18 protein-coding genes are annotated in these 25296 nt (G+C 69.7%); 8 read left to right on the top strand and 10 right to left on the bottom strand.

From position 1 onward, the window contains the following. Nucleotides 1-57: 57 nt before the first annotated feature. Together ACWEQQ_RS22440 and ACWEQQ_RS22435 are read right to left on the bottom strand one after the other, a co-directional pair. Nucleotides 58-1554, bottom strand: a complete 1497-nt coding sequence (locus ACWEQQ_RS22440) for a DHA2 family efflux MFS transporter permease subunit (protein ID WP_452349554.1) — start codon at nt 1552-1554, stop codon at nt 58-60. A gap of 12 nt (nt 1555-1566) precedes the next feature. After that, the gene (locus ACWEQQ_RS22435) at nt 1567-2193 is read right to left on the bottom strand and encodes a PadR family transcriptional regulator (protein WP_452343655.1); all 627 of its coding nucleotides are present in this window, start codon (nt 2191-2193) and stop codon (nt 1567-1569) included. Between the two features lie 247 nt (nt 2194-2440). Between ACWEQQ_RS22435 and ACWEQQ_RS22430 the strand changes: the two genes are divergently transcribed. Then, nucleotides 2441-2563 (top strand): hypothetical protein, encoded by a 123-nt coding sequence (locus tag ACWEQQ_RS22430; RefSeq protein ID WP_452343656.1) that lies wholly within the window; start codon nt 2441-2443, stop codon nt 2561-2563. Between the two features lie 176 nt (nt 2564-2739). Here ACWEQQ_RS22430 and ACWEQQ_RS22425 read toward each other — a convergent pair whose 3' ends face one another. Both ACWEQQ_RS22425 and ACWEQQ_RS22420 read right to left on the bottom strand, forming a co-directional pair. Then, the gene (locus ACWEQQ_RS22425; protein WP_452343657.1) at nt 2740-6531 is read right to left on the bottom strand and encodes a multifunctional oxoglutarate decarboxylase/oxoglutarate dehydrogenase thiamine pyrophosphate-binding subunit/dihydrolipoyllysine-residue succinyltransferase subunit; all 3792 of its coding nucleotides are present in this window, start codon (nt 6529-6531) and stop codon (nt 2740-2742) included. Nucleotides 6532-6643: 112 nt separating this feature from the next. Next, on the bottom strand, nt 6644-10366 hold the full coding sequence (locus ACWEQQ_RS22420; protein WP_452349553.1) for an ABC transporter ATP-binding protein: 3723 nt from the start codon (nt 10364-10366) through the stop codon (nt 6644-6646). Between the two features lie 142 nt (nt 10367-10508). On the opposite strand from ACWEQQ_RS22420, the gene ACWEQQ_RS22415 reads away from it, so the two are divergent. After that, nucleotides 10509-11042: a VOC family protein gene (locus ACWEQQ_RS22415; protein ID WP_452349552.1), complete on the top strand. Its 534-nt coding sequence runs from the start codon at nt 10509-10511 to the stop codon at nt 11040-11042. Here ACWEQQ_RS22415 and ACWEQQ_RS22410 read toward each other — a convergent pair whose 3' ends face one another. From ACWEQQ_RS22410 to ACWEQQ_RS22400, 3 genes are all read right to left on the bottom strand, one after another. After that, nucleotides 11043-11831: an ABC transporter permease gene (locus ACWEQQ_RS22410; RefSeq protein WP_452349551.1), complete on the bottom strand. Its 789-nt coding sequence runs from the start codon at nt 11829-11831 to the stop codon at nt 11043-11045. Nucleotides 11832-11910: 79 nt separating this feature from the next. Next, a complete protein-coding gene (locus ACWEQQ_RS22405; protein WP_452349550.1) occupies nt 11911-12858 on the bottom strand; it encodes an ABC transporter ATP-binding protein in 948 nt (315 codons plus the stop codon). Beyond that, complete coding sequence (locus ACWEQQ_RS22400) at nt 12855-13571, bottom strand: hypothetical protein (RefSeq protein WP_379379715.1); 717 nt, start codon at nt 13569-13571, stop codon at nt 12855-12857. The genes ACWEQQ_RS22405 and ACWEQQ_RS22400 overlap by 4 nt, the downstream gene beginning before the upstream one ends. Before the next feature lie 129 nt (nt 13572-13700). Between ACWEQQ_RS22400 and ACWEQQ_RS22395 the strand changes: the two genes are divergently transcribed. Both ACWEQQ_RS22395 and ACWEQQ_RS22390 read left to right on the top strand, forming a co-directional pair. Beyond that, nucleotides 13701-14540, top strand: coding sequence for a helix-turn-helix domain-containing protein (locus tag ACWEQQ_RS22395; RefSeq protein WP_452349549.1), 840 nt, complete (start codon nt 13701-13703; stop codon nt 14538-14540). 4 nt (nt 14541-14544) lie between these two features. Next, on the top strand, nt 14545-14964 hold the full coding sequence (locus ACWEQQ_RS22390) for a VOC family protein (RefSeq protein WP_452349548.1): 420 nt from the start codon (nt 14545-14547) through the stop codon (nt 14962-14964). A 5-nt stretch (nt 14965-14969) separates the two neighbouring features. On the opposite strand, the gene ACWEQQ_RS22385 is transcribed toward ACWEQQ_RS22390, so the two are convergent. Next, the gene (locus tag ACWEQQ_RS22385; RefSeq protein WP_452349547.1) at nt 14970-16001 is read right to left on the bottom strand and encodes a glutathione S-transferase family protein; all 1032 of its coding nucleotides are present in this window, start codon (nt 15999-16001) and stop codon (nt 14970-14972) included. Between the two features lie 226 nt (nt 16002-16227). Here ACWEQQ_RS22385 and ACWEQQ_RS22380 point away from each other — a divergent pair, with 226 nt between their 5' ends. Together ACWEQQ_RS22380 and ACWEQQ_RS22375 are read left to right on the top strand one after the other, a co-directional pair. Beyond that, nucleotides 16228-17022: an enoyl-CoA hydratase/isomerase family protein gene (locus ACWEQQ_RS22380; protein WP_452349546.1), complete on the top strand. Its 795-nt coding sequence runs from the start codon at nt 16228-16230 to the stop codon at nt 17020-17022. Nucleotides 17023-17375: 353 nt separating this feature from the next. Next, nucleotides 17376-18614 carry a class I adenylate-forming enzyme family protein gene (locus ACWEQQ_RS22375; protein ID WP_452349545.1) on the top strand — a complete coding sequence of 413 codons (1239 nt, stop codon included), beginning with the start codon at nt 17376-17378 and terminating at the stop codon, nt 18612-18614. 32 nt (nt 18615-18646) lie between these two features. On the opposite strand, the gene ACWEQQ_RS22370 is transcribed toward ACWEQQ_RS22375, so the two are convergent. After that, nucleotides 18647-19381, bottom strand: a complete 735-nt coding sequence (locus ACWEQQ_RS22370) for a tyrosine-protein phosphatase (protein WP_452349544.1) — start codon at nt 19379-19381, stop codon at nt 18647-18649. A gap of 374 nt (nt 19382-19755) precedes the next feature. Between ACWEQQ_RS22370 and ACWEQQ_RS22365 the strand changes: the two genes are divergently transcribed. Together ACWEQQ_RS22365 and ACWEQQ_RS22360 are read left to right on the top strand one after the other, a co-directional pair. Continuing rightward, a complete protein-coding gene (locus tag ACWEQQ_RS22365) occupies nt 19756-20238 on the top strand; it encodes a TetR family transcriptional regulator (protein ID WP_354833816.1) in 483 nt (160 codons plus the stop codon). 67 nt (nt 20239-20305) lie between these two features. Then, nucleotides 20306-21484, top strand: a complete 1179-nt coding sequence (locus tag ACWEQQ_RS22360) for an amino acid deaminase/aldolase (protein WP_452349543.1) — start codon at nt 20306-20308, stop codon at nt 21482-21484. Nucleotides 21485-21505: 21 nt separating this feature from the next. Here the strand turns inward: ACWEQQ_RS22360 and ACWEQQ_RS22355 are convergent, their stop codons facing one another. Continuing rightward, a complete protein-coding gene (locus ACWEQQ_RS22355; RefSeq protein WP_452349542.1) occupies nt 21506-25090 on the bottom strand; it encodes an AAA domain-containing protein in 3585 nt (1194 codons plus the stop codon). Between the last annotated feature and the right edge of the window lie 206 nt (nt 25091-25296).

Here is a 25296-nt window from a genome sequence, read left to right as displayed (position 1 = left end):
GACCGCGCTGCCCGCCGGGAAAGCCCCGGCGGGCAGCGCTTTTCGAATGTCAGCGGATCAGTGCACCCCGATATCGGCCTTCGCCATATCGTCGCGCTCATCGCCCGCCGCCTTGCCGTGCCTGATGAACAGCGCCGAGGCGGCGACGCCGATCAACAGGATCAGGGCGGGCAGGTAGATGGACTGGCTCAGCGCGGTGCTGAGCTTCTCCAGGATGGGACCTCGGACCTCGGCCGGCAGGCTGCTCAGGCTCTTGCCGCCGCCGCCCTCGCCGATCGGGCCGCTGGGCAGGCCCTGCGCCGAGATGCGAGCCGAGAGCAGTGCGCTGATCGTGGCCGAACCGAGCACCGAACCGATCTGACGGGTGGTGTTGTACACGCCCGCGCCCGCACCGGCCTGCTGCACCGGCAGGTTGTGGGTGGCGGTGGTGGCCAGCGGCGCCCAGATGCAGGCATTGGCGATACCGGAGATGCCGCCGACGATCATGAACAGCGGGATCGAGCCGTCCGGCTTCATCAGGAGGCCGAAGCCGAACAGGGTCGCCGCGAAGAGCGCGAAACCGATGGTCGGAATGACGCGCGGCGCGACCTTGTCCGAGATTTTGCCGATGATCGGCGCGAATATACCGGTCAGAATCGCCATGGGCGCGAACACCAGTGCCGAGCGCGTCGGCGTCATGTCGTGTACCTGCTGCAGATAGAAGTAGGCGGGCACGAACACGCTGGTCACCGCCGCGCCCATGGCCGCGATGGCCAGGTTGGACAGCGCGAAGTTGCGGTCCTTGAACAGGCTCAGCGGCACCAGCGGCTCACCGGTATTGCGAGCCTGGTTGACGATGAACAGCGCCAGCACCGCCGCGCCGGCGATGATCATGGCCCAGATCCAGGCGTCCCAGTGGTGGCTGTTGCCCTCCTGGATGCCGAACACCAGCAGGAACATGCCGACGCCCGAGAGCACCACGCCGACCAGGTCGAACTTGTGCTCGTTGGTGGGCAGCGACGGCACCAGCCAGCAGGCCAGGGCGAAGGCGATGATGCCGATCGGCACGTTCACGTAGAAGATCCACTGCCAGCCCTGCCAGTCCACCAGCACGCCGCCCAGGATCGGGCCGACCAGGGTGGCCAGACCGGCCACGCCGCCCCACAGACCCATGGCCGCGCCGCGCTTGTCCGGCGGGAAGGTGCGGGTGATGACCGCCATGGTCTGCGGCGTCATCAGCGCCGCGCCCAGGCCCTGCACGGCGCGGGCCGCGATCAGCATGTTGATGCTCGTCGACTCGGCACACCACAGCGAGGCCAGAGTAAACACGGCCAGGCCGCCGAGATAGATGTTCTTGGGGCCGAAGCGATCTCCGAGCCGGCCGGTGACCAGCAGCGGCACCGCGTAGGCCAGCAGGTAGGCGGAGGTGACCCAGATGACCTGGGAGACATCGGCCTGCAGGTCCTTCATGATCGCCGGATTGGCCACCGCGACGATGGTCATGTCCAGCAGGATCATGAAGAACCCGACGACCAGCGCGTATAGCGCCAGCCACGGATTGCGTTGAGTGGACACGGATTCGGATTCCTATCTCAGGGTGTGGTTCGTGATGTCGATGCGTTCGCCGGACTCGTCGAAGGTCTCCCATTCGATGTCGCCGCTCTCGATCTCGGCGATGAATCCACGCAGCCATTCGACCTCGGCGGTGTTCTGTGCGCGTATGTAGTCCACGCGGGCCCAGTACCGCCGCGGAATATCGGAGGCGGCGGCCAGGTCGTGGATCGTGTCGAGCTCGGCGAGCCGGGCGTCGATCGAGGCGACGCGTTCGCGGAGGGCATCGATGACCTCGTCCAGGGGTAAGTTGTGCGCTTCGGCCAATCCGGTCACGAAGACCGGGTACTCCCGGGCCGGCTCGCGCAGCAGGTCCCGGATCCGGGTGCGCAGCGCCTCGCGCCCGGCGGTGCGGATGCGGTAGGTGGTTCGTTCCGGCCGGTTGCCGGCCCGATCCGTGCTCTCGGCGGCCAGTAGTTCCTGGTCGGCCAGCCGGGCCACGGTGTGGTAGAGCGAGCCCGGTTTGATCTTCACGAACTCGTCCTCATGTCGGCTCAAGAGCAGTTGATACATCTCGTACGGGTGCATCGGACGTTCCTCCAGCAGCGCGAGGACCAGCATCGCCAAGGGCGTGAGTGCCGGTGTCGACTGCTTCCGGGTCACCAGGACCTCCCATTCCCGGTGACGCTATCGCGGGTCACCGACATCCTCCGTGCCAAATATTCCACGTGGAATATACGACGCGGAACATGCTGAGGGCAACCCCGCCTCCGTCACCCGCCCCTCCCTGTGACGACCATCACGACTGTGGCGAAATGCCTTGTCGCAGGCCATTTCCCGACAGGCCACAAGTAATTCCGGCCGGTAGCATCAACTTTCGTTACGGAAGTAGCAGAAAGAGGTACACGCAATGTCCGATCAGGAATCGACCCAGGACGCAGCCGCCCAGGGCATCGCCGCCATGATGGCGGTCTGGGACCTCGAAGGCGCCAACGATTCCGCCAAGGGTGAAGCGGACGCGCAGGACAAGTAAGCGCTCTGGCAACGGAAAAGCAGCGAGCCCCGGCGCTGAAAGCGCCGGGGCTCCTGTCTATTCATACGTAACAACTGATTTCGGGAGGCGAGGGTAACTCCCCGGGCCCCCCGAAATCGGTTCGGCACATGACCGCCGGCACGCATGCACGGCGGTCAACGGCTCCTAGCCGGGCGCTAAAGTCCCGGGGAGGCGGTAAAAGCCTCGTCGATGATCTCCTGCTGCTCCACCGCGTGCACCTTGGACGAACCCGAGGACGGGGCCGACATGGCGCGACGCGAGATGCGGCGCAGCTTGCCGAAGCGGGCGGGCAGGATTTCCGGCAGGTTCAGGCCGAAGAACGGCCACGCGCCCTGGTTGGCCGGCTCCTCCTGGACCCACGCCAGATCAACGGCGTTGGGGTACTGCTCCAGCGCCTCGTTCAGGCGGAACTTCGGAATCGGGTACAGCTGCTCGACGCGCACGATGGCCACGTCGTCGCGGTTGTGCTTCTTCTTCTCGGCCACCAGCTCGTAGTAGATCTTGCCGGAGGTGAGCAGCACGCGCTTGACCTTGGTGCGGTCGCCGTCGCCCGACTCGTAGGTGGGCTCCTCGAGCACGGTGCGGAACTTGTTGTCCGTGAAGTCCTCGACCTCGGAGATCACGGCCTTGTTGCGCAGCATGGACTTCGGGGTGAAGACCACCAGCGGGCGGCGGATGCCGTCCAGGGCGTGGCGGCGCAGCAGATGGAAGTAGTTCGACGGGGTGGACGGGACGGCCACCGTCATCGAACCCTCGGCACACAGCTGCAGGAAGCGCTCGATACGGCCCGAGGTGTGGTCCGGGCCCTGGCCCTCGTGACCGTGCGGCAGCAGCAGCACGACCTCCGAGAGCTGACCCCACTTGGCCTCACCGGAGGAGATGAACTCGTCGATGATGGACTGCGCGCCGTTGACGAAGTCACCGAACTGCGCCTCCCACAGGACGAGTGCGTCCGGGTTGCCCAGCGAGTAGCCGTACTCGAAACCGACAGCGGCGTACTCGGACAGCGCCGAGTCGTGCACCGCGAACCAGCCCGGGTTCTTCGACCCGATGTTGTGCAGCGGGGTGTACTCGTCGCCGTTCTTGCGGTCGATGATCACCGAGTGCCGCTGCGAGAAGGTGCCGCGGCGGGAGTCCTGACCGGTCAGGCGGACGGCCTTGCCCTCGTCGATGAGCGTGCCGAAGGCCAGCAGCTCGGCCATGGCCCAGTCGACCTTGCCCTCGTAGGCCATCTCGCGGCGCTTCTCCAGCACCGGCTTGACGCGCGGGTGCACGCTGAAGCCCTCGGGCACGTTCACGAACGCGTCGCCGATGCGCTGCAGCACCGTCTTGTCCACGGAGGTCACCAGGTTCGGCGGCAGCTGCTGCTCGTCCTCGACCGACTCCGACGGCTCCGGCGGGAACTTCTCCAGCTCGCGCACCTCGTTGAAGATCCGCTCCAGCTGACCCTGGTAGTCACGCAGGGCGTCTTCGGCTTCCTTCATGGAGATGTCGCCACGGCCGATCAGGCTCTCGGTGTACGCCTTGCGGACCGAGCGCTTGGTGTCGATCACGTCGTACATGCCCGGCTGGGTCATCGACGGGTCGTCGCCCTCGTTGTGGCCGCGGCGGCGGTAGCAGATCATGTCGATGACCACGTCGCGGTTGAACTTCTGCCGGTAGTCGACGGCCAGGTTGGCCACCCACACACAGGCTTCCGGGTCGTCGCCGTTCACGTGGAAGATCGGGGCGCCGATGAACTTCGCGATGTCGGTGGAGTATTCGGTGGAGCGCGAGTACTCCGGCGCGGTGGTGAAACCGATCTGGTTGTTCACCACGATGTGCACGGTGCCACCGGTGCGGTAGCCGCGCAGACCCGACAGGTTCAGGGTCTCGGCCACCACGCCCTGGCCGGCGAAGGCCGCGTCACCGTGCAGCATGAGCGGCACGACCGAGAACGACCGCGCCTCTTCACCCTTGGTGACGATGTCTTCCTTGGTGAGCAGGTCCTGCTTGGCGCGGACCAGACCCTCCAGCACCGGGTCGACGGCCTCGAGGTGCGAGGGGTTGGCGGTCAGCGAGACCTCGATCTCGTTGTCGCCGAACATCTGCAGGTAGGTGCCACGCGCGCCGAGGTGGTACTTCACGTCGCCGGAGCCGTGGGTGGCGGCCGGGTTCATGTTGCCCTCGAACTCGGTGAAGATCTTCGAGTAGGGCTTGCCGACGATATTGGCCAGCACGTTCAGGCGGCCGCGGTGCGGCATACCGATGATGACCTCGTCGAGGGCGTACTCGGCGCACTGGTCGATGACGGCGTCCATCATCGGGATGACCGACTCGGCGCCTTCCAGCGAGAAGCGCTTCTGGCCCACGTACTTGGTCTGCAGGAAGGTCTCGAACGCCTCGGCCGCATTGAGCCGGGACATGATGTACTTCTGCTCGGCCACAGTGGGTTTCGCGTGCTTCTGCTCCACGCGTTCCTGAATCCACTTGAGCTGCTCGGGATCCAGGATGTGGGTGTACTCCACACCCACGTGGCGGGCGTAGGCGTCGCGCAGGATGGACAGCACGTCGCGCAGCTTCATGCGCTCCTGGCCGTGGAAGCCCGCGACATTGAATTCGCGGTCCAGGTCCCACAGGGTCAGGCCGTGCTGGGTGACATCCAGATCAGGGTGCGAGCGGAACTTGTCCTTCACCAGCCGCAGCGGGTCGGTGTCGGCCATCAGGTGGCCGCGGCTGCGGTAGGCGTTGATCATCTCCTGCACGCGGGTCGACTTGTCGATGCCGCGTTCCTGAATGTCCTTGCGCCAGCGCACCGGCTCGTAGGGGACACCCATGCCGTGGAAGATCTCGTCGTAGAACTCGTCCGAGATCAGCAGGTTGTGCACGGTCCGCAGGAAGTCGCCGGACTCCGCGCCCTGGATGATGCGGTGGTCGTAGGTCGAGGTCAGGGTCATCAGCTTGCCGATACCCATCTCGGCCAGCTGCTGGTCGCCCATGCCCTGGAACTCGGCCGGGTACTCCATGGCGCCCGCGCCGATGATCGCGCCCTGGCCCAGCATCAGACGCGGCACCGAGTGGTTGGTGCCGATGGTGCCGGGGTTGGTCAGCGAGATGGTGACACCGGCGAAGTCGTCGTTGGTCAGCTTGCCGTCGCGGGCGCGGCGCACGACGTCCTCGTACGCGCTGTGGAACTGCGCGAAGGTCATGCCCTCGGTGTTCTTGATGGCCGCGACCGCCAGCGCACGGCTGCCGTCCTTGCCCGGAAGGTCGATGGCCAGACCGAGATTGGTGTGCGCGGGGGTGACCGCGTTCGGCTTCCCGTCGACCTCGGCGAAGTGCCGGTTCATGTTCGGGAAGGCCTTGATGGCCTGCACGATGGCGTAACCCAGCAGGTGGGTGAAGGAGATCTTGCCACCGCGGGTACGGGCCAGGTGGTTGTTGATGACCAGGCGGTTGTCGATCATCAGCTTGGCCGGGATGGCACGCACCGAGGTCGCGGTGGGGATGGCCAGCGACGCCGACATGTTCTTGACGACGGCCGCGGCGGGACCGCGCAGCACCTTGGTCTCGTCCTCGGCGGTGGGCTTGGGGCCGCCCGAGGTCGGGGCCGCGTTGGAGCTGGGGGCGGGAGTGGTCTGGGGGGTGCGCACCTGGGCGGGGGCCGGAGCCGGGGCGGGGGCGGCCGGGGCGGGGGTGGCGACGGGGGTGGAATTCACGGCGGGGGCGCTCTGGGCGGGTCCGGGGGCAGTAGGCACTGCGGCGGGTGCCGGAGCGACGGCGGCGGCCGCCTGGCTGTTGTTACCAATCTCGGCAGTGTTCTCCGGCGTGTAGTCCGCCAGGAACTCGTGCCAGCTCTCATCGACGGACGAGGGGTCTTGCTTGTACTTCTGGTACATCTCGTCGACAAGCCACTGGTTCTGTCCGAACTGGTCTGTTGAGCTGCTCACAGCAGGTGTTCGCCTCATTTCGTTCTTCGCGCTGCGACGTTTGTGACGTGCCCGGCACGGGTAATCGGCGGATGCGCGCCGATGCGCCCCCACTGAGGATATGCCCACCCCTGTTCGCCGTCGGGCATGGCTACCACCGAGCGGACACATTCTCTGATGACGACTCGTCCTCGCCCGAGAATATTCCTTCCGTCGCCTGCGCCGCAGCCCACAAGCGCGAGTACGGGCCGGTTGCCGCGAGGAGCTCGTCGTGGGTGCCGATTTCGCTGATCCGGCCGTTCTGCACGACGGCGATCCGATCGGCCTGCGCGGCGGTCGCCAGCCGGTGCGCGACGATGACCGAGGTGCGGCCGCGCGTCACCGATTCGTTCGCGACCAGCACCGATGCCTCGGCGGCCGGATCCAGCACGGCCGTGGCCTCGTCGAGCAGCAGCAGATCGGGGCGGACCAGTTCGGCGCGGGCCAGGGCGATGAGCTGCCGCTGACCGGCGGAGAGCCCGCGTCCGCGTTCGCCGACCGGCTGCCGCATGCCCTGGGGCAGGGCGGCGATGGTGTCCAGCGCCCCGACCGCGGCCGCGGCCGCCTCGATTTCCCCGGGACTCGCAAAAGGTTTGCCAAATGCAATGTTGCTGGCGATGTCGCCGGTGAACAGGTGAGCTTCCTGAGGGACCACACCGAGCCGCGAGCGGAACTCGGCGAGCCGATAGTCGCGAATATCCACGCCGTCCACGCGAATTGCGCCGGTGCCGTCCGGATCATGGGCGCTGTCATGCATATCCGCTATAGAGAACGGCGTAACACTGCCGGAAAGTTCGTGATTCCCGTCACCCGGTGTCCGGGGCATGTCATAGAGCCGGGCGAGCAGCTTCACAATGGTCGACTTGCCCGCGCCGGTCTCGCCGACCAGCGCCAGGCTGCCGCCCGCCGGGATGGTCAGGCTGACGCCCTCGAGCGCGGGCCGCACCGCGCCCGGGTACTGGAAGCGGACATTGTCGAAGACGACCTCCCCGCGCAGCCGCCCGTCGATGGGCGCCGCGTCCGCGGGATCCGGCGCGATGGAGGACCGGGTCCGCAGCAGTTCCCCGATGCGCCGCAACCCGACTCGCGCCTGCTGATACCCGTCGAACAGCTGCGACAGCTGCATGATCGGCCCGAACAGCAGCTGCAGATAGAGCACGAACGCCACCAGCGTGCCCGGAGTGGTGGACCCGTGCGCGACCGCCCTCGCCCCGGTGAAGACCACCGACGCCAGGGCCAGATCCGCCCACATGCCGACGAAGGCGAAGAAGGTGGCGATGGCCCGCTGGGCCCGCATCCGGCTGACCCGGAAATTGTCGGAGTACCCGGCGAACCGGCGTGCGGAGATGGCCTCGTGCCGATTGGCCTGCACCACCCGCAGACCCGCGACATTCTCGGCGAAGTCGGCGTTCACCGTCGCCGAATGTTCGCGCGCGGCACTGTAGGCGGAATCGGAGACCTTGCGGAACCACCAGGTGGCCAGGAGCAGCGGCGGCAGCGTCACGAACACGACCAGCGCCAGCTGGAAGTCGATCACCAGCAGTGCCACCGCGATGCCGACCACCGTCAGCAGCGCGACGAGCGCGTCCGGCAGACCGGTCTGCATGAAGGTGGACAGGGCGTCGATGTCGGTCGTCATCCGGGTCATGATGCGGCCGGACAGTTCTCGCTCGTAGAAGTCGAGCCCGAGTCGCTGCAGGTGGGCATAGCTGCGGACCCGCAGCCCGAAGAGCACGCGCTCCCCGGCCCGGTTGCTCCACAGCAGTGAGGTCGAGGCGACCAGCCAGCCGAGCGCGACCAGCACGGCCCCGATCACGGTGGCCTGCACCAGCGCCCAGCCGTCGTGCTCGCCGACGCCCGAGTCCACCGCGTACCGCACCACGGACGGGAAGCCCACGCCCACCACCGCGTTCAGCGCGAGGAGCACTATGGTGCCGGCGACCAGCCACTTCACCAGCCGCAGCGCATGACTCAGTCGGAAGCCCGGGTCGGGCCGGCGCAGCTCGGCGGCGTCCAGCCCCGGCCGCTCGGTGGCCGGCGGCAGCTTCCCCAGCACCCGCCGCACTTCCGCCGGTGTGTCCCGATCGACCGAGTGTCGGCTTCCGGCGGCCGTTTCCGCGGTCACGTCCCGTGCGTCCGAGGTCACCGATACCTGCTCGTCGCCGGATTCCGGTGCGGGCAGCCGGATCACGCGGTCGGCGTGGGCGAGGGTGGATTCGCGGTGGGCCAGGATGAGGGTGGTGCGTCCGGAATCGGCGGGGAGGGAGGCGAAGATGGCGGCCTCGGTGACGGCGTCCACCGCGGAGGTGGCGTCGTCGAGGACCAGGATGCGCGGGTCGGCGAGCAGGGCGCGGGCCAGCGCGATGCGCTGGCGCTGACCACCGGAGAGGGTCGGGCCGCGTTCGCCGACCACGGTCTCGTAGCCGTCGGGCAGGGCGTTGATGAAGTCGTCGGCCGCGGCCTGTTTGGCGGCGGCCTGGATCTCCGCCTCGGTGGATTCGGGCCGGCCCAGGGCGATATTGGCGGCGATGGTGTCCGAGAGCAGGAAGGCCTCGTCGAAGACCACGCCGACCGCCGAGCGCAGGTCGGCGGCGCGCAGGTCGGCGATGTCGGCGCGGGAGTCCTTGCCGTACAGGGTGATCCGGCCGGAGCCGGGGGAGTAGAAGCGGGGCAGCAGCAGGCTCAGGGTGGATTTGCCCGAGCCCGCCGGGCCGATGACGGCCACCGTCTCGCCTGGTGCGATGTTCAGCGTGAAGTCGCGCAGCACGGGCCGGCCGGGCTCGAAACCGAAGGTGAGATCGTCGATTTCGATGCCGAGCGGTCCTTCGGGAATCTCCACCGGGCGCTCCGGATCGATGCGTTCGGGCGCGCCGTCGATGACCTGGTTCACTCGTTCGGCCGCCGCGCGCGTCAGCTGCGCCATGACCACCACATACGACACGATCCGGGTGGAGTTGGTCATCGTCGACACGTAGGCGACGAAGGCCAGGAAGGTGCCGAGCCCGATGCTGCCGTGGAAGGCGAGCAGCCCGCCCGCCGCGATCACCGCGACCAGACCGGCCTGCGGAATCGATCCCAGGGTGGGGCTGAAGCGGGCGTCGATATGGGCGGCGCGCATGCGTTCGGCGTACAGCGTGCGGCCGTGCTGCTCGAGCACGTCGACCATGCGGGCTTCCTGCCCGAAGCCCTTCACCACGCGCACGCCGGTGACGGTCTCCTCGACGTGCTGGGCCAGGTCGGCGGCGCGCTGCTGCGCGGACCAGGTGGCCGCGTACAGCCGCGGCCGCACCCGGTAGACCACCAGCGCCAGCACCGGCACCACCAGCAGCGCGGCCAGGGCCAGCGGCGGCGAGAGCCACAGCATGACGCCCGCGGCCAGCACGAATTGCAGTGCCGCCACCGCGGACCAGGGACCCATGGCCAGCAGGCCCTGCACCAGGGTCAGGTCGCTGATCGAGCGCGAGATGACCTGCCCGGTGCGCAGCCCGTCCTGTCCGGGCCCGTCCAGCCGTTGCAGCGCGGACAGCAGATCCACGCGCAGTTCGTGCTGGACGTCGAGGGCGAGCCGCCCGGCGAGCATGCGCCGCCCGTACGAGGCGAGGAAGCGGCCGACCGCGAGCACGCCCAGCGCCACGGCCATGGCCGCGATGATGCCGGTGTTCCCGGCGGTCGCGCCGTCGAGGGCGCGCTTGGCCAGCAGCGGCCCGGTCACCTCCACGATCGCGCCGAGCGCGATGGCCAGCCCCAGCCCGGACAGCATCCACGGGTGCCCGGCGCACCGTTCCCACAACCTGCGCAGCCAGCCGCGCACCCTATTCACATCCTTCGAAGTCATCGCGGAGAACAACTGTCTCCCCACCCCCACTTTGTTCCCGTCGTCGTGCCGCCCTGTCCAGTGTGCCGGGACGGTGGCTTGTGCGGCGCGGCCCGCCGTGGTCGGCTGGATGGTCACGGTCCTTCGAAACGGAGTCGCCCCCATGCCGATTCAGCGTCTCAATCACGCCGTCCTGTTCGTCTCCGACCTGGAGCGCTCGGTCGCCTTCTACAGCGAGGTACTGGGCTTTCGTCGGCTGCCCGGCGGCTTCCCGGGCGGGGCGTTCCTGCAGGCGGCCGGGTCGGCCAACGACCACGACCTGGGCCTGTTCCAGTCGCCGGACCCGTCGGTCCCGCACCGTACCGGCCGGGTCGGCCTCTATCACCTGGCCTGGGAGGTGGACACGCTGAGCGAACTGCAGCGGGTGCGCGACGCCCTGGTCGCGGCGGGCGCGCTCACCGGGGCTTCCGACCACGCCTCCACCAAGGCTCTCTACGCCGCCGACCCCGACGGCATCGAATTCGAGGTCTGCTGGCTGGTTCCCGACTCCGCGGTGGAAGCGGAGCTGGCCGCCATGACCGCGCCGAGCCTTCCGCTGGACCTGCCGGGCCTCATCGCGAAGTACGGCGCGGACACTCCCGGCGGCCCGCGCGCCGATCACGAGGTGTGGCGGCGGTTGTTCTCCGGCCGCGCCTGATCAGAGGTCGCGGCGGGTGAGCATCCACCAGGCGGCCGCACCCGCCGCGGCGCTCCACAGCACCAGCAGCGCCATGGCGGCCGGGGTCGGCGCGATGAGCGCGCTCTTGGCATAACGGCCGCCGCTGATCGCCCCGACCGTCGAGGACACCGGCAGGATGGCCGCCAGCCCGCCGAATCCGATGGCGCGCGCGGTGATCCAGATCAGCGGCTCCAGCACGGCCCAGCCCAGCACGGCGGCCAGCGCCCGGGTGGGCGAGCGCAGCACGACACCGATCGCGGTGCCGATCACCGCCCAGCACACCGCCGCCAGCGCCACCCCGATCAGCACGCCGAAGAAACCGCCGTCCAGGGGCACCCGGGAGCCACCGGCCAGCCGCATGGCGGCCCCGCCCAGCACCTCCATCAGCAGCACGGTGCCGAGCGAGAACGCCCCCGCCACCGCGAGTTTCGCGCCGAGCAGCAGGGTGCGGTCGGGAGTGTACAGCGAGCTCATCGCCAGCGACCCGGACTGGAAATCGGTGCCGGCGCCCAGCGCCCCGAAGGTGGCTGCCGCCGCGACCGTGAGCACCAGCACCCAGGTGGTCAGCAGCGCCGCCCAGCCGGATCCGGAGCTGAAGCCCTGCGCATGCTGGTCGCCGGGCTGGAATCCGGTGCCCAGCGCCACGAACGCGATCACGCCCGCCACGATGACCCCGCCGCCGATCAGCCAGTTCGACCGCACCGAAGTCACCTTCCGCACTTCGGAATTCGCGGCCCGGGCCACCACCGGCGGCACAGTGAGGATCATCGAATGTCCTTTCGCGGGAGATCGTCGATCCGGCGACGGACCGTACTCCCATGGCGGATAGCGGTGTGGCGCAACGACTTCACCGGTAGGTCCGGTAGGCGGCCGGGCCCGGGTACGCGGGGGACGGGGGCCCGCTGTGGGTGAGGGTGGCCAGGACCTGGTCGGGATGAATGTGTTCGGGGGTGATCTCGGTGAGCTGGACACGGGCCGTGGAGGCGGCCGATTCCAGTTGCGAGAGAGAGGCTTCCGCGATGGCGAGGCGGCCGTCGGGCCGCATGACCGCGTCGGTGAAACCCTGCGCGGCCAGGGTGGTGGCCAGCGCGATCGGGCTGGAGGCCTTCACCAGCAGCCGGTCCGGGTGGCTGCGGCGCAGCCGGGCCGGGCTGCCCTGGTAGACGATGCGGCCGCGGTCCAGCACCAGGAGCTCGTCGGCGATGGGCAGCACCGTGCTGAGCATGCGGGAGGTGAGCAGCACGGTGCCGCCGCGGCGGGCGTGGCCGCGCAGATAGTCGTTGAGCCAGGCGGTCTCCCCGATATCGAGCCCGGCGGCCGGATCGTCGAGCACCAGCAGCGGCGGATCGCCGAGCAGCGCGACGGCCAGCGCCAGCCGGGTCCGCATGCCCTCCGGCAGGCCGCCGATGCGCTGGTCGGCGGCCTCGGTGAGCCGCACCAGCGCCAGTAGTTCCTCCGCCCGGGCATCGGAAACGCCTGCGGCGGAGGCGTAGACGCGCAGCTGGGCGAACACCCGGCGGGCCGGGTGCAGGCCGCGCGGATTCAGCATGGCGCCCACCACCTGCCGTCCGGCCCGCACGCCGGAGCCGGGTCCGCCCACGCTCGCGGTGCCGGAGGTGGGGGTGAGCAGTCCGAGCAGCATGCGCAGCACCGTGGACTTGCCCGCGCCGTGCGGGCCCACCAGGGCGGCCACCTTGCCGGCGGGCACCACGAAGCTCACGTCCTCGACCGCGGTGACGCTCTCGAAGGTCTTGGTCAGGCCCCCGGCGGCGAAGGCGAGCGGTCGCGCGCTCACGGCTGCCGGGTCCGGGTCGGCGCCTCCACCGCGGGCAGCGGATCGGCGTCGATGACCAGGGGCTGGGGCCAGGTCAGCGGCGGCGCGCCGAACGCCCTGCGGGCATTGTCGACCACCCCGCGCCCGATCGCCCGGTTGCCGAATCCGCCGATGGCCGCGCCGATTCCGGCCGGAATCACTTTGCCGACCATGAGCGCGCCGCGTTTGGCGATGAACTGGATCATGAACCGTTTGAGCAGCGAATCGTTCATGGCGCTCAGGCCCGGGATCTTGCCCGCCAGCAGCCCGCCCCAGTTCGCGGCCGAGTGCCCGACGCTCTTCTGCACGATCTCCATGCCGCTCTCGCCGAGCACCACGGCCAGCACCAGGGCGCGGCGGCGCTCCTTGTCCTCGGGCGCCACTCCGTGCACGGCCGCCACCGCCAGGGTGAACACCGCGGACGCCTCCAGGAAGAAGGCGGTCTCCGCGCTCATGGCCGCCAGCGACGCCACCGTCCCGACGCCCGGCACCGCCGCGGTCGCGCCGACCGCCGTGCCGGAGGTGGTCACGGTATTGAGGTAGAGCTTCTCGATGCGGGCGATGATCTGCCCGGGCGTCTCACCCGGATGCGCATCCCGCAGCTTGCCCACGTATTTCGTGACAGCCGGGGCCTGTACCTGGGACCCGTTGTCGAGCAACGAGACGACCGCTTTTTCGAGCCCGGTCTTGAACATCGACGACAACCCCTTCTTCGTGCGGTCCTCCAGACCGAACTCTATGGCACCTCGACAACGATTCGCGAGATAGACCGGTTCCGGACGGGAGGGTCCCACGCCGGAGACCATCGGCCTAGGGTGGACGGCGTGGCAGGCGTGTCCGAAGGCGCGTCGGGAGTGCCCGACCCGCGATTACGCGCATACGTCCTCGGGTACGAGGGCTATCTGCTGCACGGCTTCGCGCCGGGTACGCATGTCGGGATGCCCGCATCGGCGCTGATCGTGATCATCACCATCGACGAGCCCATCCACGTGCCGGTGTCCTCGCATCCGGAGCAGGCGGGCGGTCACTGGGACATGCTGGCCAGCGGGCTCACGGTGCGGCCGGCGGTGATCGCGCACAACGGGTTCCAGCACGGGGTGCAGCTGAACCTCACGCCGCTGGGCTGCCGGGCGCTGTTCGGGATGCCCGCGGCGGCGCTCGGGTCGTGGATCGTGGATCTGACCGACGTGCTCGGGCCGCGCGCGACGGAGTTGCGGGAGCGGCTGTCGTCGGTGCGCTCATGGCCGCGGCGCTTCGCCGTCATCGATGAGATCCTGCTGCGCCAGATGGATCCGGTGCGCTGGGATGCCGAGCTGACCCACGCCTGGACGCTGCTGTCGGGCCCCGACCCGGCGGTGCGGGTGGCCGCCGTGGCCGACGAGATCGGCTGGAGCCGAAGACATCTCGGCAGCCGCTTCAGCGCCGAATTCGGCATCACCCCCAAGGACGCCGCCCGGGTGGCGCGCTTCGAACGCTCGCACCGCCTGCTGCGGGAGCCGATCCTGCCCGCGCTCGCCGAGGTGGCGGCCACCGCCGGGTACTACGACCAGGCGCACATGGCCCGCGAATGGCGGGAACTCGCGGGCATGCCGCCGTCGGTGTGGCGAGAACGCGAGGAGTTCCCATTCGTCCAAGACCAGCAGGCCGCCGAGATCGGAGGCTAGTCCCATGAGCGAAACGACAACCCCCATCGCGACCGGCACCGTCGTCTGGCCGACCCTGGTCTACCGCGATGCCCCGGCCGCCATCGCATTCCTGGAGCGGGCCTTCGGCTTCGAGACCACCGCCCGCTACGACGAGGGCGACACCGTCGCGCACGCCGAACTCGCCTGGCCGGGCGGCGGCGCCATCATGCTCGGCGGCGTCCGCGAGGGCATGGCGCTGGACTGCCAGCCGCCCGGGGTCGGCTCGGTGTACATCGCCGTCGACGACGCGGACGCCCTGTACGCCCGGGCGCAGGCCGCGGGCGCCACCATCACCCGCGAGCTGCGCGATGAAACCGATTACGAGTCAAGGGGTTTCACCTGTCGCGACCCCGAAGGCGTCTACTGGAGCTTCGGCACCTACCGGGGCGCGGCCGGCGAGTAACCGCGTCAGGCCGGGGCGTGTCCCGTGGGCACGCGCTCGGCCTCGACCGGCGGAGGCGGCGGGGTGCCGTCGCCGAAGGGCCTGCCGCCCAAGGCTTCCCGGCCGTGCGGGGTCAGCCAGTTGCCGAGCTCGGGCCCCTTGGGCACCACCCGGGTCGGGTTGATGTCGGTGTGCACGAGGTAGTAGTGCTGCTTGATCTGCACGAAGTCGATGGTGTCGCCGAACCCTGGGGTCTGGTAGAGGTCGCGGGCGTAGGCCCACAGCACCGGCATCTCGGTAAGTTTCTGCCGATTGCACTTGAAGTGGCCGTGATAGACCGGATCGAAGCGGGCCAGTGTCGTGAACAGCCGGACGTCGGCCTCGGTGATGGTGTCACCCACCAGGTACCGCTGGGTCGCCAGTCGCTCGGACAGCCAGTCGAGTGCGGTGAAGAGCCGGTCGTAGGCGGCGTCGTAGGCGTCCTGCCCGCCCGCGAATCCGCACCGGTACACGCCGTTGTTGACCTCGGTGTAGACGCGGCGGTTCACCGAATCTATCTCCGCGCGAAGATCTTCCGGATACAGCCGCGGCGCGCCGGGCCGGTGGTACTGCGCCCACTCGGTGGAGAAGTCGAGCGTCATCTGCGCGTAGTCGTTGGTGACGACCGTGCCGGTGCGCTCGTCCACGATGGCGGGCACGGTGATGCCGCGCGGATAGTCGGGGAACCGCTTGAAGTAGGCGTCCTGCAGGAAGTGGATGCCCAGCACCGGATCCACCTCGCCCGGATCCAGGTCGAAGGTCCAGCTGCGCTTGTCGTGGGTGGGCCCGCACAGTCCCAGCGACAGCACCGATTCCAGTCCGAGCAGCCGCCGCACGATGAGCGTGCGATTGGCCCATGGACAAGCGCGCGCCGCCACCAGCCGATACCGGCCGGGCTCGACCGGATACCCGTCTCGGCCGTCGGCGGTGATCCGCGTGTCGATGTAGTTCGTATCGCGCTTGAATTCGCCCGGTTCGACGTAGGTCCCCGGCTCGGATTTCGAGGTCACTGTGTTCATTTTGCCCCTCCGCTTCGCTCCGGGGCGGGTTCGCGGCCCCTAGGTCTCGATTCTTCCCTCCTCCGCTCCTCCGCTTCGCTCCCCCGCTCCAAGGCGGAGGTCTATTCCAGCCGCAGTCCAGAATCGAGACGGCCGCGAACCATTGGCTGATCTACTACTCGGTCGGCATCGCCGATTTCGTGCTCGACCCTTTTGCAGAAGTAAGCGGCCGCATACATTCAGGGTCATGACTGACTCGAAGCCCACCCGCCTGGAGCGCATCGTCACCGACGGCGGCGCGGACGCGGCGATCCTCACCATCGACAATCCGCCGCTGAACCTCTTCGACAAGGCCCTGATGGACACGCTGACCGCGGATATCGACGAGCTTTCGGCGAATCCGCCCCGCGCGCTGCTGATCCGCGCCGACGGCAAGCTGGTCTCCGGTGGCGTCGACGTGCACGTCTTCGACGGCCTGTCGGAGGAGGAGGGCGCGCAGCTGTGGCGGACCCTGTTCGCGCGCATCATCCACCCGCTCGAGGCACTGCCCTGCCCGGTCATCTTCGCCGCGCACTCGCTGACTCTGACCGCAGCCTTCGAGATGTCGCTGGCCTGCGACATCATCCTGGCCGCGCCCAAGGCCAAGTTCGGCCTGGTGGAGACCGTGGTCGGCCTGACCCCGTCGATGGGCGGCCCGCAGCGGCTGGCCGAGCGCGCCGGTTCCGGCCGCGCCCGCGAGTTCGTCATGACCGGTGACACCTACTCCGCCGCCACCATGGCCGAGTGGGGTGTGGTCAATGCGGTGCACGAGGATGTCGACACCGCGGCCCGGGCGCTGCTGGCCCGGCTCGCCGAGGGCCCGACCCGCGCGCACGCCGCCACCAAGGCGATCATCGAGGCCTGGCGGTCCGGTGGTGTGGCGCACGCGGATTCGGTGACTCCCGAGGTGTCCGGGCAACTTTTCGGCACCGCGGATCTGTGGGGCGCGGTGCGCAGCTTCCTCGAGGTCGGCCCCGGAAAGGCCACATATACAGGCCAGTAGGCGCCGATCGGCCGGGCCACGGCCGCGCTTCTGCTCGAAGAACAGGATCGACTGTGCGCGTCCGGGCGTGTCGGCTGCCGCCCGGGCGTGTCAAGCCCGTTACCTGCACTGGTATGGGATCGGGGGTGGCACGAGACCGCCCGGCTGAGAATCCCGGTGCGACTGTTGCGAAGCCACCGCAAATTCGATGTTTCCGCAGGCTCGATCGGGGGAATTTGGGGTCGACCGGGCGGCGATCTGTTTCCGTGGTGTGAAAGCCTGACATCCGTTTGCCGACAATCCGCCCACCGATGTGATCTGCATCATATAGTCACTCTTGCCTGCAGGGCTTCGAGGTACCCGGAGGGACGACGATGTCGCAGTTACTCGTGGAATATCCGCAGACGCGAAACGGCTGGTGCGACAACCCGCTTGCCCGCGCCGCCGACGGCATCCTGCGCTACGGCAACCTCACGCCCGCGCTCACCGAACTCCTCGACGTCCAGGTCCACACCTTCGCCGCCCGCGAGGCCGTGGTCGAGATCGGCGGCCCCCGGCTCACCTACCGCGAACTCTGGTACTCGGCCTCCCGCATCGCCGGCGGCCTGCAGGAACACGGCATCGGCTACGGCGACCGGGTGGCGGTCCGCATGCCGGTCGGCGCCCGCTGGGTGCAGGCGTTCCTGGGCGCGCTGCTCTCCGGGGCGGTGCCGGTGCTGGTTCACGACGGGCTGCCGGATGCCGTGGCGGACCGCGTGATTCACGACGCCTGCGCCGACTTCGTGCTCGACGGCGGCGGCCGCGCGGCGGGCTTCCGCGACGCGCTGCCCGACGGCGCGGCCTTCATCGACGACGGCGCGTCCCTCGGCGAACTGGCGCTGCTCAGCTACACCAGCCCCTGCTCCGGGGCGGGCCCGCGCGGGGTGGAGCTGACCAACGAGAACCTGCTCTCCGCGGTCCGTTCCGTGGTCGGCGCGCTGGATCTGCCCACCGACGGCCTGCGCAATCTGGTGCTGCTGCCGCTCGCGCACGCCAGCGGCTGCGTCGACCAGCTGCTGCCCACCTTCGCGGTCGGCGGCACCGTGGTGCTCACCCCCGACCGGTCCGCGGTGCCGGAAGCCCTTGTCGCCGAACGCATCGACATGGTCGCCGCGACCCCGCGCATCTTCGCCGGCCTGCTGCCCGGCCTGGCCGGGCTGCGGGTGGAGCGGGTGCGGCAGATCTGCAGTGCCGGGCATCGCGCCGAACTGGCCGCGGCCGACCCGGCCACCTCCGAATCCGTCGCCAACTCCCTGCGCGCGGTCTTCCCGGAGGCCCGGCAGTGGTCGGTGTGGGGCGCGACCGAGACCTCCGGCATCGGGCTGGCCCGTGACGACACCGCCTCGGGCCGGGACGCGCTCGGATTCGCCTTCGGCGGAACCGAACTCGCGCTGTGGGGCCCGCTCGCGGCCGTCGGCCACGGCGAGCTGCTGTGCCGGGGGCCGAATGTCAGCCCCCGCTACTGGAACGACCCGCAGACCACCGAGTCCCGCTTCACCGGCTCCTGGTTCCACACCGGCAATCAGGTCAGCATCGACCGCAACGGGCTGGTCCGCCGGTCGAACGCGGACTGATCGCGCGCTGCCACGGAGAACAGCCGCAGCGGTCAGACGAGCATCCGGGCGCGCAGCGCGTCGCGCAGCTCCTGGGTGATGCCGATCTCGGCGAGGTAGCCGTCCAGGCCGCCGTACATGTCGTTCATGGAGTTGGTGCCCGACTCCAGGTATTCGGGGCGGACGCCGAGCAGATCGTCGGAGAGTTCCTCGTCGGCGCCCGCGGTCATCAGCGCACGCAGGGTGGGGACAGCGTCATTGCTGAGCAGGTAGTCGGCGTAGATGTCCTCTTCGGTGACATCGACCGCCCGCAGCAGTGTGGCCACGGCCCACCCGGTGCGGTCCTTGCCCGCGGCGCAGTGCACCAGCGCGGTGCCGCTCAGTACGGAGTCGGCGAGCGACCGGATGGCGACGTGCGCCTCGGGCAGGGCGGGGAAGAGCCGGTAAACCTCGAGCATGTGCCCGGAGGCGCTGCTGTGGCGGCGCGCCTCGTGCGGCGGGGTCTCGCCCATGCGGGGGTCGAAGGGGGTGACCTTCAAGCGCACGCCGTCCGGGACGACGTCGTGGCCGATGTGGTCGATCTCGGCGAACCCGCGCAGGTCGTGGACGTCGGTGACGCCCAGCTTGCCGAGGGTGGTGAGGCCCGTCTCGTCGAGCCGGCTGAGCTGGGCGGACCGCAGCAGCACTCCGTCCCGCACGGTGGAACCGCCCGCGGTGCGGGCGCCGCCGAGATCGCGGAAATTGAAGGTGCCGGAGATCAGGAATTGGTCGTGGCGCGCAGAAGTCACCCGCTCAGGCTATCGGTGGGCGGGTAACGCCAGAGTGTCGAGCAGTGGAGCGTTGTGGGTTCGCGCACACCCGCTATGTTTCATCGCACACCCGCCGATAAAATACCGTCCGGTCCAAACAACGGCTTTACCGGGCGATCGTTCAATTTGATCATTCCTATCCGGTCGCGGGCCTGTTCCAATTAGGTAACAAAACATTCTTGAGGTATGGAATCGGCTATCAAAGCTGGTTGCCAGGCCAGAAAAAGACGTAGCATCGATACCCGTTGAACGGGTACGTAGGCGTACAAGCCGGGATCAGTGCCGATCTGCAACACCCGTTGAGCGAGCCGCGCAGGCGAGGTGCGCGAGTTCTTTGCCAAAGGGAGTCGTCGTTGAGCGCAAGTGGAGAAATCACCCAGGTCGGACTTCGTCCGGCCATGACCGAGGCCATCGAGACCGCGGCCGTGTCGCTTGATTTCAGGGGTAATCGTGCCCTGCGCATCCTGCTGCACGCGGGACTCAGCACGCTGTGGCCGATCCTGAAATCCTCCCCGGACCGGCAGATCCGGGCCTACGAGTCCACCCTGGCGGTGCTGCGGCGGCGCTGGGAGAACCAGGCCACCTGTGTCCCGGACCCGGTCGCCACGGCCATGTTCCGGGAGCTGGACGCCGACGTGACGTCCTTCCTGGACCACTGCGCCAGCCGCTCGGGCACCCAGTGGCTGGAACCGGTGGATGCCATCGCCGCCTATCTGCTGGCCGTCATCCAGGGCATGGTGCTGCGCTGGCTGGCCGACTGTGATGACGAGATCTCGCTGGTGGTACTGGACGACCTGGTCTCGTACCTGTCGACCAAGGCTGTCGACCTGCCCTGACACACCCGGCCTACTCCGGAAAAACTTAATGCTGGACGCATGACCAGGTTCATGGTCGAATGATCTGGTGACCGATTCGTCGCCGATCAGCGGGCTGCACGCGGCCACCGCCGACCTCGAACCTCCGCTCGCCGCGGTCGATATGACCGCCCTGCGCGCCAATGCCGACGATCTGGTGCGCCGCGCCCGCGGCGTCCCGATCCGGGTGGCCAGTAAATCCGTGCGCTGCCGCGCCGTTCTCGAGGAAGTCCTCGGGCCCAAGCTCACCGCCTCCGGCGGCTTCGCGGGCCTCATGGGTTACGCACTGCGCGAAGCCATCTGGCTGGTCCGCGAGGGCGCGCGCGATGTGCTGCTCGGCTATCCCACCGCCGACCGGCACGCCCTGGCGGAACTCGCCTCCGACCAGTTGCTGCTCGACTCCATCACCCTCATGGTCGACGACACCGCCCAGCTGGACCTGATTCGCGAGGCCGTCGGCAGCGAAAAGGTCGCTCCCCGTGTGTGTCTGGATGTGGACGCCTCCCTGCGCCTGGGCCCACTGCACCTCGGGGTGCGCCGTTCGCCCATCCGCACCCCCGAGCAGGCCGCCCGGCTGGCCGCCGAAACCCGTTCCCGCGGTTTCCGGGTCGTCGGCGTGATGACCTACGAGGCTCAGATCGCTGGTCTTCCGGACACCAATCCAGCTGTGCGCCTGGTGAAGTGGGCGTCCGCGGCGGAGATCGGGAAGCGCCGCCGCCAGGTGCTGGAGGCGGTGCGGTCGACGGTCGGTGAACTCGAGCTGGTCAACTCCGGCGGCACCGGGTCCATCGAGGTCAGCATTACCGACCCGGGCGTCACCGAGGTGACCGCGGGTTCGGGCCTGTACCTGCCGACCCTGTTCGACGGCTACCGCAATCTGGCGCCGCGGCCGTCCATGTACTTCGCCACGCCGGTGCTGCGCCGGCCGGCGCCGGGCATCGCCACCGTCTTCTCCGGCGGCTACATCGCCTCCGGGCCCACCGGGGCCTCGCGGGTGCCGAAACCGGTGTGGCCCTTGGGCTTGAAGCTGATCGGGACCGAGGGCGCGGGCGAGGTGCAGACCCCGCTGACGGGCGCCGACGGCCTGGAGATCGGCGACCGGGTCTGGTTCCGGCACGCCAAGGCGGGCGAGCTGTGCGAGCGCTTCAACGAGGTGCATCTGATCGACGGGGACGGCAGCCGCACCACGGTGCCCACCTATCGCGGCGAGGGCCACTGCTTCGGCTGAGCCGAGGGCGCGGGACCCCGGCTAGACCCGGTCGAGCTGCAGTACCGCGGCCAGGTCGGACAGCTCGGCGGTGGTGGCCGGGAGGTATTCGGTCAGCAGCGGCGAGCGTACGATGATCGCCGACCACATGGCCCGCGAGATCGCGCTGGTCAGCCAGTGCCGCGACAGCAGCGCGCCGATCCCGTGCGGGGCGTCCTCGGGCGCGGAGGTGGTCATGGAGACCAGCACCACCGCGGCCTCGCGGCCCTGGAAGTGGTCGGGCGTGCCGACCAGGACGTCCTCGATGCGGGCCCGCGACAGCAGGGTCCGGATGCGCGCCACCTGGGCGTGGTAGGGGGCCACCACCAGGATGTCGTGCGGATGCAGACGGCGGGTGAGTGCGCCGGTGTGCCAGGGCAATCCGAGCAGCGTGCGCACCTGGCGCACGATTTCCCTTGCCTCCTCGGCGGATTCGGTGCTGTTGCCGTGATGCTCCACCGGCACGGTGCGCACGCCGGGCGGAATGCCGTCGAGTTCCCGTGCGAGGGTGACGGTTTCATTGGAGCGCAGCCGATTGTCGTAGCGCAGGCGCGATACCGGGCCACACATGCGCGGATGCATGCGCCAGGTGCGGTCCAGGAAGTAGCCGTAGGCGGCGGGCAGGGTGCGGTGCGCGCCGAGCAGCCGGCCCAGCACGGATTCGGCGATCGGCTCGGGATGCGCGCCGTGTCCCGTCGGCGGCGCGGGGTCGCCGACCAGCAGCAGATTCCGGGCGCACACCGCCACGGCCACCGCCTCGGCCAGCGGGAACTTCCCGGCGTCCACGATGACCAGCAGGTCCAGGCTGTCGCGCGCGATGCGCTCGGGATCGGTGAAGTCGCTCGAGAGTCCGCCCACCACACAGCCGTTCACGGCATTGTCGAGGAAGCGCGGATAGCGCGAGGCCTCGATGGGCAGCCATTCCGGCGCCACCGCCCGGCTGTCGGCCTTGGCGACCAGCTCCGGCAGCACGCCCATCTGCACCACGGCGTCGAGCACGTGCTCGACCACCTGGTGCGAGCGCGCCACCACGCCGACCCGCCACCGGTAGCGGGTGACGAGTCTTTCCACGGCGCGCGCGGTGGTGTCGGTCTTGCCGGTGCCGGGCGGACCCTGCACGGCCACATACGAATTGTCGAGATCCAGGACCGCGGCGGTGACCGCGGCGGCGTGATCGCCGAACACCTCGGGCAGCGCCGCGCTCGCGCGCAGGCGCGGCGGGCGGCGGCACAGGATGTCGAAGACCGCGGTCTCGGGCACCTGGGGGAGGGTCACCAGCAGCTGATGTGCGGTGTCCTCCAAGGCTTCCGCGAGATGGATGTCGTGGCCCGGCGGGCAGGGCGCGATGGCCGAGGGCAGCTCGTCGTAGGGTTCGCAGCCCACGGGGAGTATCTCCACCACCCGCACCACGTCCTCGAAATTGGTGTCCAGCGCGCAGCCGAGGACGGTGGCGTGTGCCGTCGCGCGCAGGCCCGGGGTGACCGTCATGCCGGGCGTGGGGCGGTCGTAGAGGGTGAGCACCGGCGTGCCCGGGGGCGGTGCGTTGCCGGTGCCCAGCCGGCCGGTGAGGGTCAGGTAGCGCCGCATGGGCTGCTGCCCGGTGCCGTGCCAGTCGGTGTCGACCGAACCGGAGTCGGCGACGAGAACCCCTGCGGTGTCGGCCCATTCGGCCACCGGATGGTCGAGCCGGTCGTCGTGCGCCCAGCGCAGCGGCCGCCGCTCGCGCCGGTGATAGCCCAGCGCCGCCGCCGCGAGCCCGGCCGCCTCCTGCGCCGGGCCGCGCTCCGCGCCGTCGCTCTCCGCGAATTCCCGCAGGGCCGCCTCGATTTCGTCGGGCCCGGTCTCGGCGTAGTCGTAGGACCACCGCCGGCTGGGCCGGACCTCGTGCCCCGCGGCCAGGTCGAGCAGCCAATCCCGCAGTCGCAGTACGGCTTCCGCGCCGCCGCCGCTCTCCTCCTGATTGGGCGGCAGCTGGTGCAGGTCGTAGGAGCGCTCGCCGACCACCAGCGCCGCCCGGACCACCGGGTACAGATCGGCCAGCGCGGGTAGCAGCTCCGCCACCACATCCTCACCCTCGGAGTCACGTTCGCCGATGGTGTGCAGCAGGCCGCGCAGATCGCCGCGATAGTGGTGGATCCGCAGATCCGGGCATTCGCGCTGGCGCTCGATCAGGAACTCCAGCAGCGCGTCCGCGTCGTCGCGGCGGCGGGAACGGCTCCCGTGACCGAGGGTGTCCGGGCCGTCGGCTCGAACGACGAAGGTACGCGCCGGTTTCGGCACGGCGGGCGCGGGCACGAATCCCAGCGCGACCGTGCTCACCCCGGGCCCCTGCTCGAAGGTCGCGACCGCGGCGCTGCCGCGCTGTTCGGCGAACTGCTCGCCGTCGGCCGATTCCGCCGGGTCCTGGACGAATATCGCCGGCGCGGAGGAGGTTTCGGCCACGCGGAGGGCCTGTGCGGCCGGGCAGTCCGCCGGCGCCCGGTCGGCCGGCTCGAGCGCGCTGATCTGCACGATCACATCGCCTGCGGTGCGGGCGATTCCGGACCCCGCGCGCGGGAGGTCGGCGGTGTCGGGGGGATTGACCGGGGTGACGCTGACGAACAGGTCGCCACGGGTCGGCGCGGGCAGGGCGGCCAGCGCGGCCGGATCGATGAGGGCGTGCACCGGACGGCCGGTGCGCTCGCGCAGGATCTGGACCTCGGCCTGGCGGCGCAGGGTGGTCAGGGTGGCGGACGGGATGCCGGTGACGGCGGCGTCGGCGACGGCCAGCCGGTCCACGGTGGTGATCCCCGCGTCGCGCAGGTGGGCGCGGGTGGCCGGGCGCATTCCCGCCACCAGCAGCAGATCCCGGCGGGTCTCGAGTTCGGTCGTACAGGTGGGGCAGTGGCCGCAGGCCAGGAAGCGCCGGTCCCCCCACTGCACGGGGAGCAGCTCGCCGAGCTTGGTGTCGACGATGAGGTTCAGCCGCGCCCGCCGCGTCTGGTAGACGACCGCCATGTCCGCGAGCGGGTACGTGACCGGGACGCCGTCCTCCCACACCCGTACCTGCGGCGCGGATCGGAAACCGTTGTGCCGCAGGGCCTCCGCGGCGGCCGCCAGCCCCAGCAGGGTCGCGATCCCGCCGCGCCGGCCCGCCACCCCGGCCACGATGTAGTCGTGTCCCTCGGGGGCGTGATCGCGCACCAGGAATTCGCAGCGCGCCACGAAGTCCCCGTCGAACACCACACCGCCCGCGACCGCCTCGGCCTCCGCCCGCAGTGCCGTCAGCGTCCGCTCGTGCGCGTCCCGCAGTCCGGCCAGTGCGCGCTCGCGCAGGTCCTCGGAGACGAGCGCGGTCGTGGCGAGGGCGTCGGCCGCGGGCTCGGATGGGCGGATGCGGGTGACGCCCGGCCCGTACCGGTCGCGTAGGTCGGCGAGGCGGTGTTCGACGGCCGGGTCGGGGGTGCGCGTGAGCGTGCCGGGCGACGGGAACTCGACCGGCGTCACCAGTCCCAGTTCGGCGTCGAGCGCGCGCAGCAGCGCGAACTCACAACGCGCCGCCGCCACCAGGTCTCCGGTGCTGCACACGACACGATCACCGAACAGCATCAATCGCGGCCCTCCTGTGCCTCTCCTCCGCCGACACCCGCACCCGGCCGGGGGTCGTCGTCACGTGGCCGAGTCGGGCCATAGCGTAATGACTGCGGGCGGTGTGATGTGCTGCCAGGTGCGGCCCGCGCACCGGTCCGGACCCGCCATGACCCGCCCATGTCAGCACGCGTTTGCGGGCGATGTTGGGAGACAACGCGACTCGC

This window comes from Nocardia sp. NPDC004123 (genome assembly GCF_053603795.1).
This window is presented reverse-complemented; position numbering and strand designations above follow the sequence as displayed.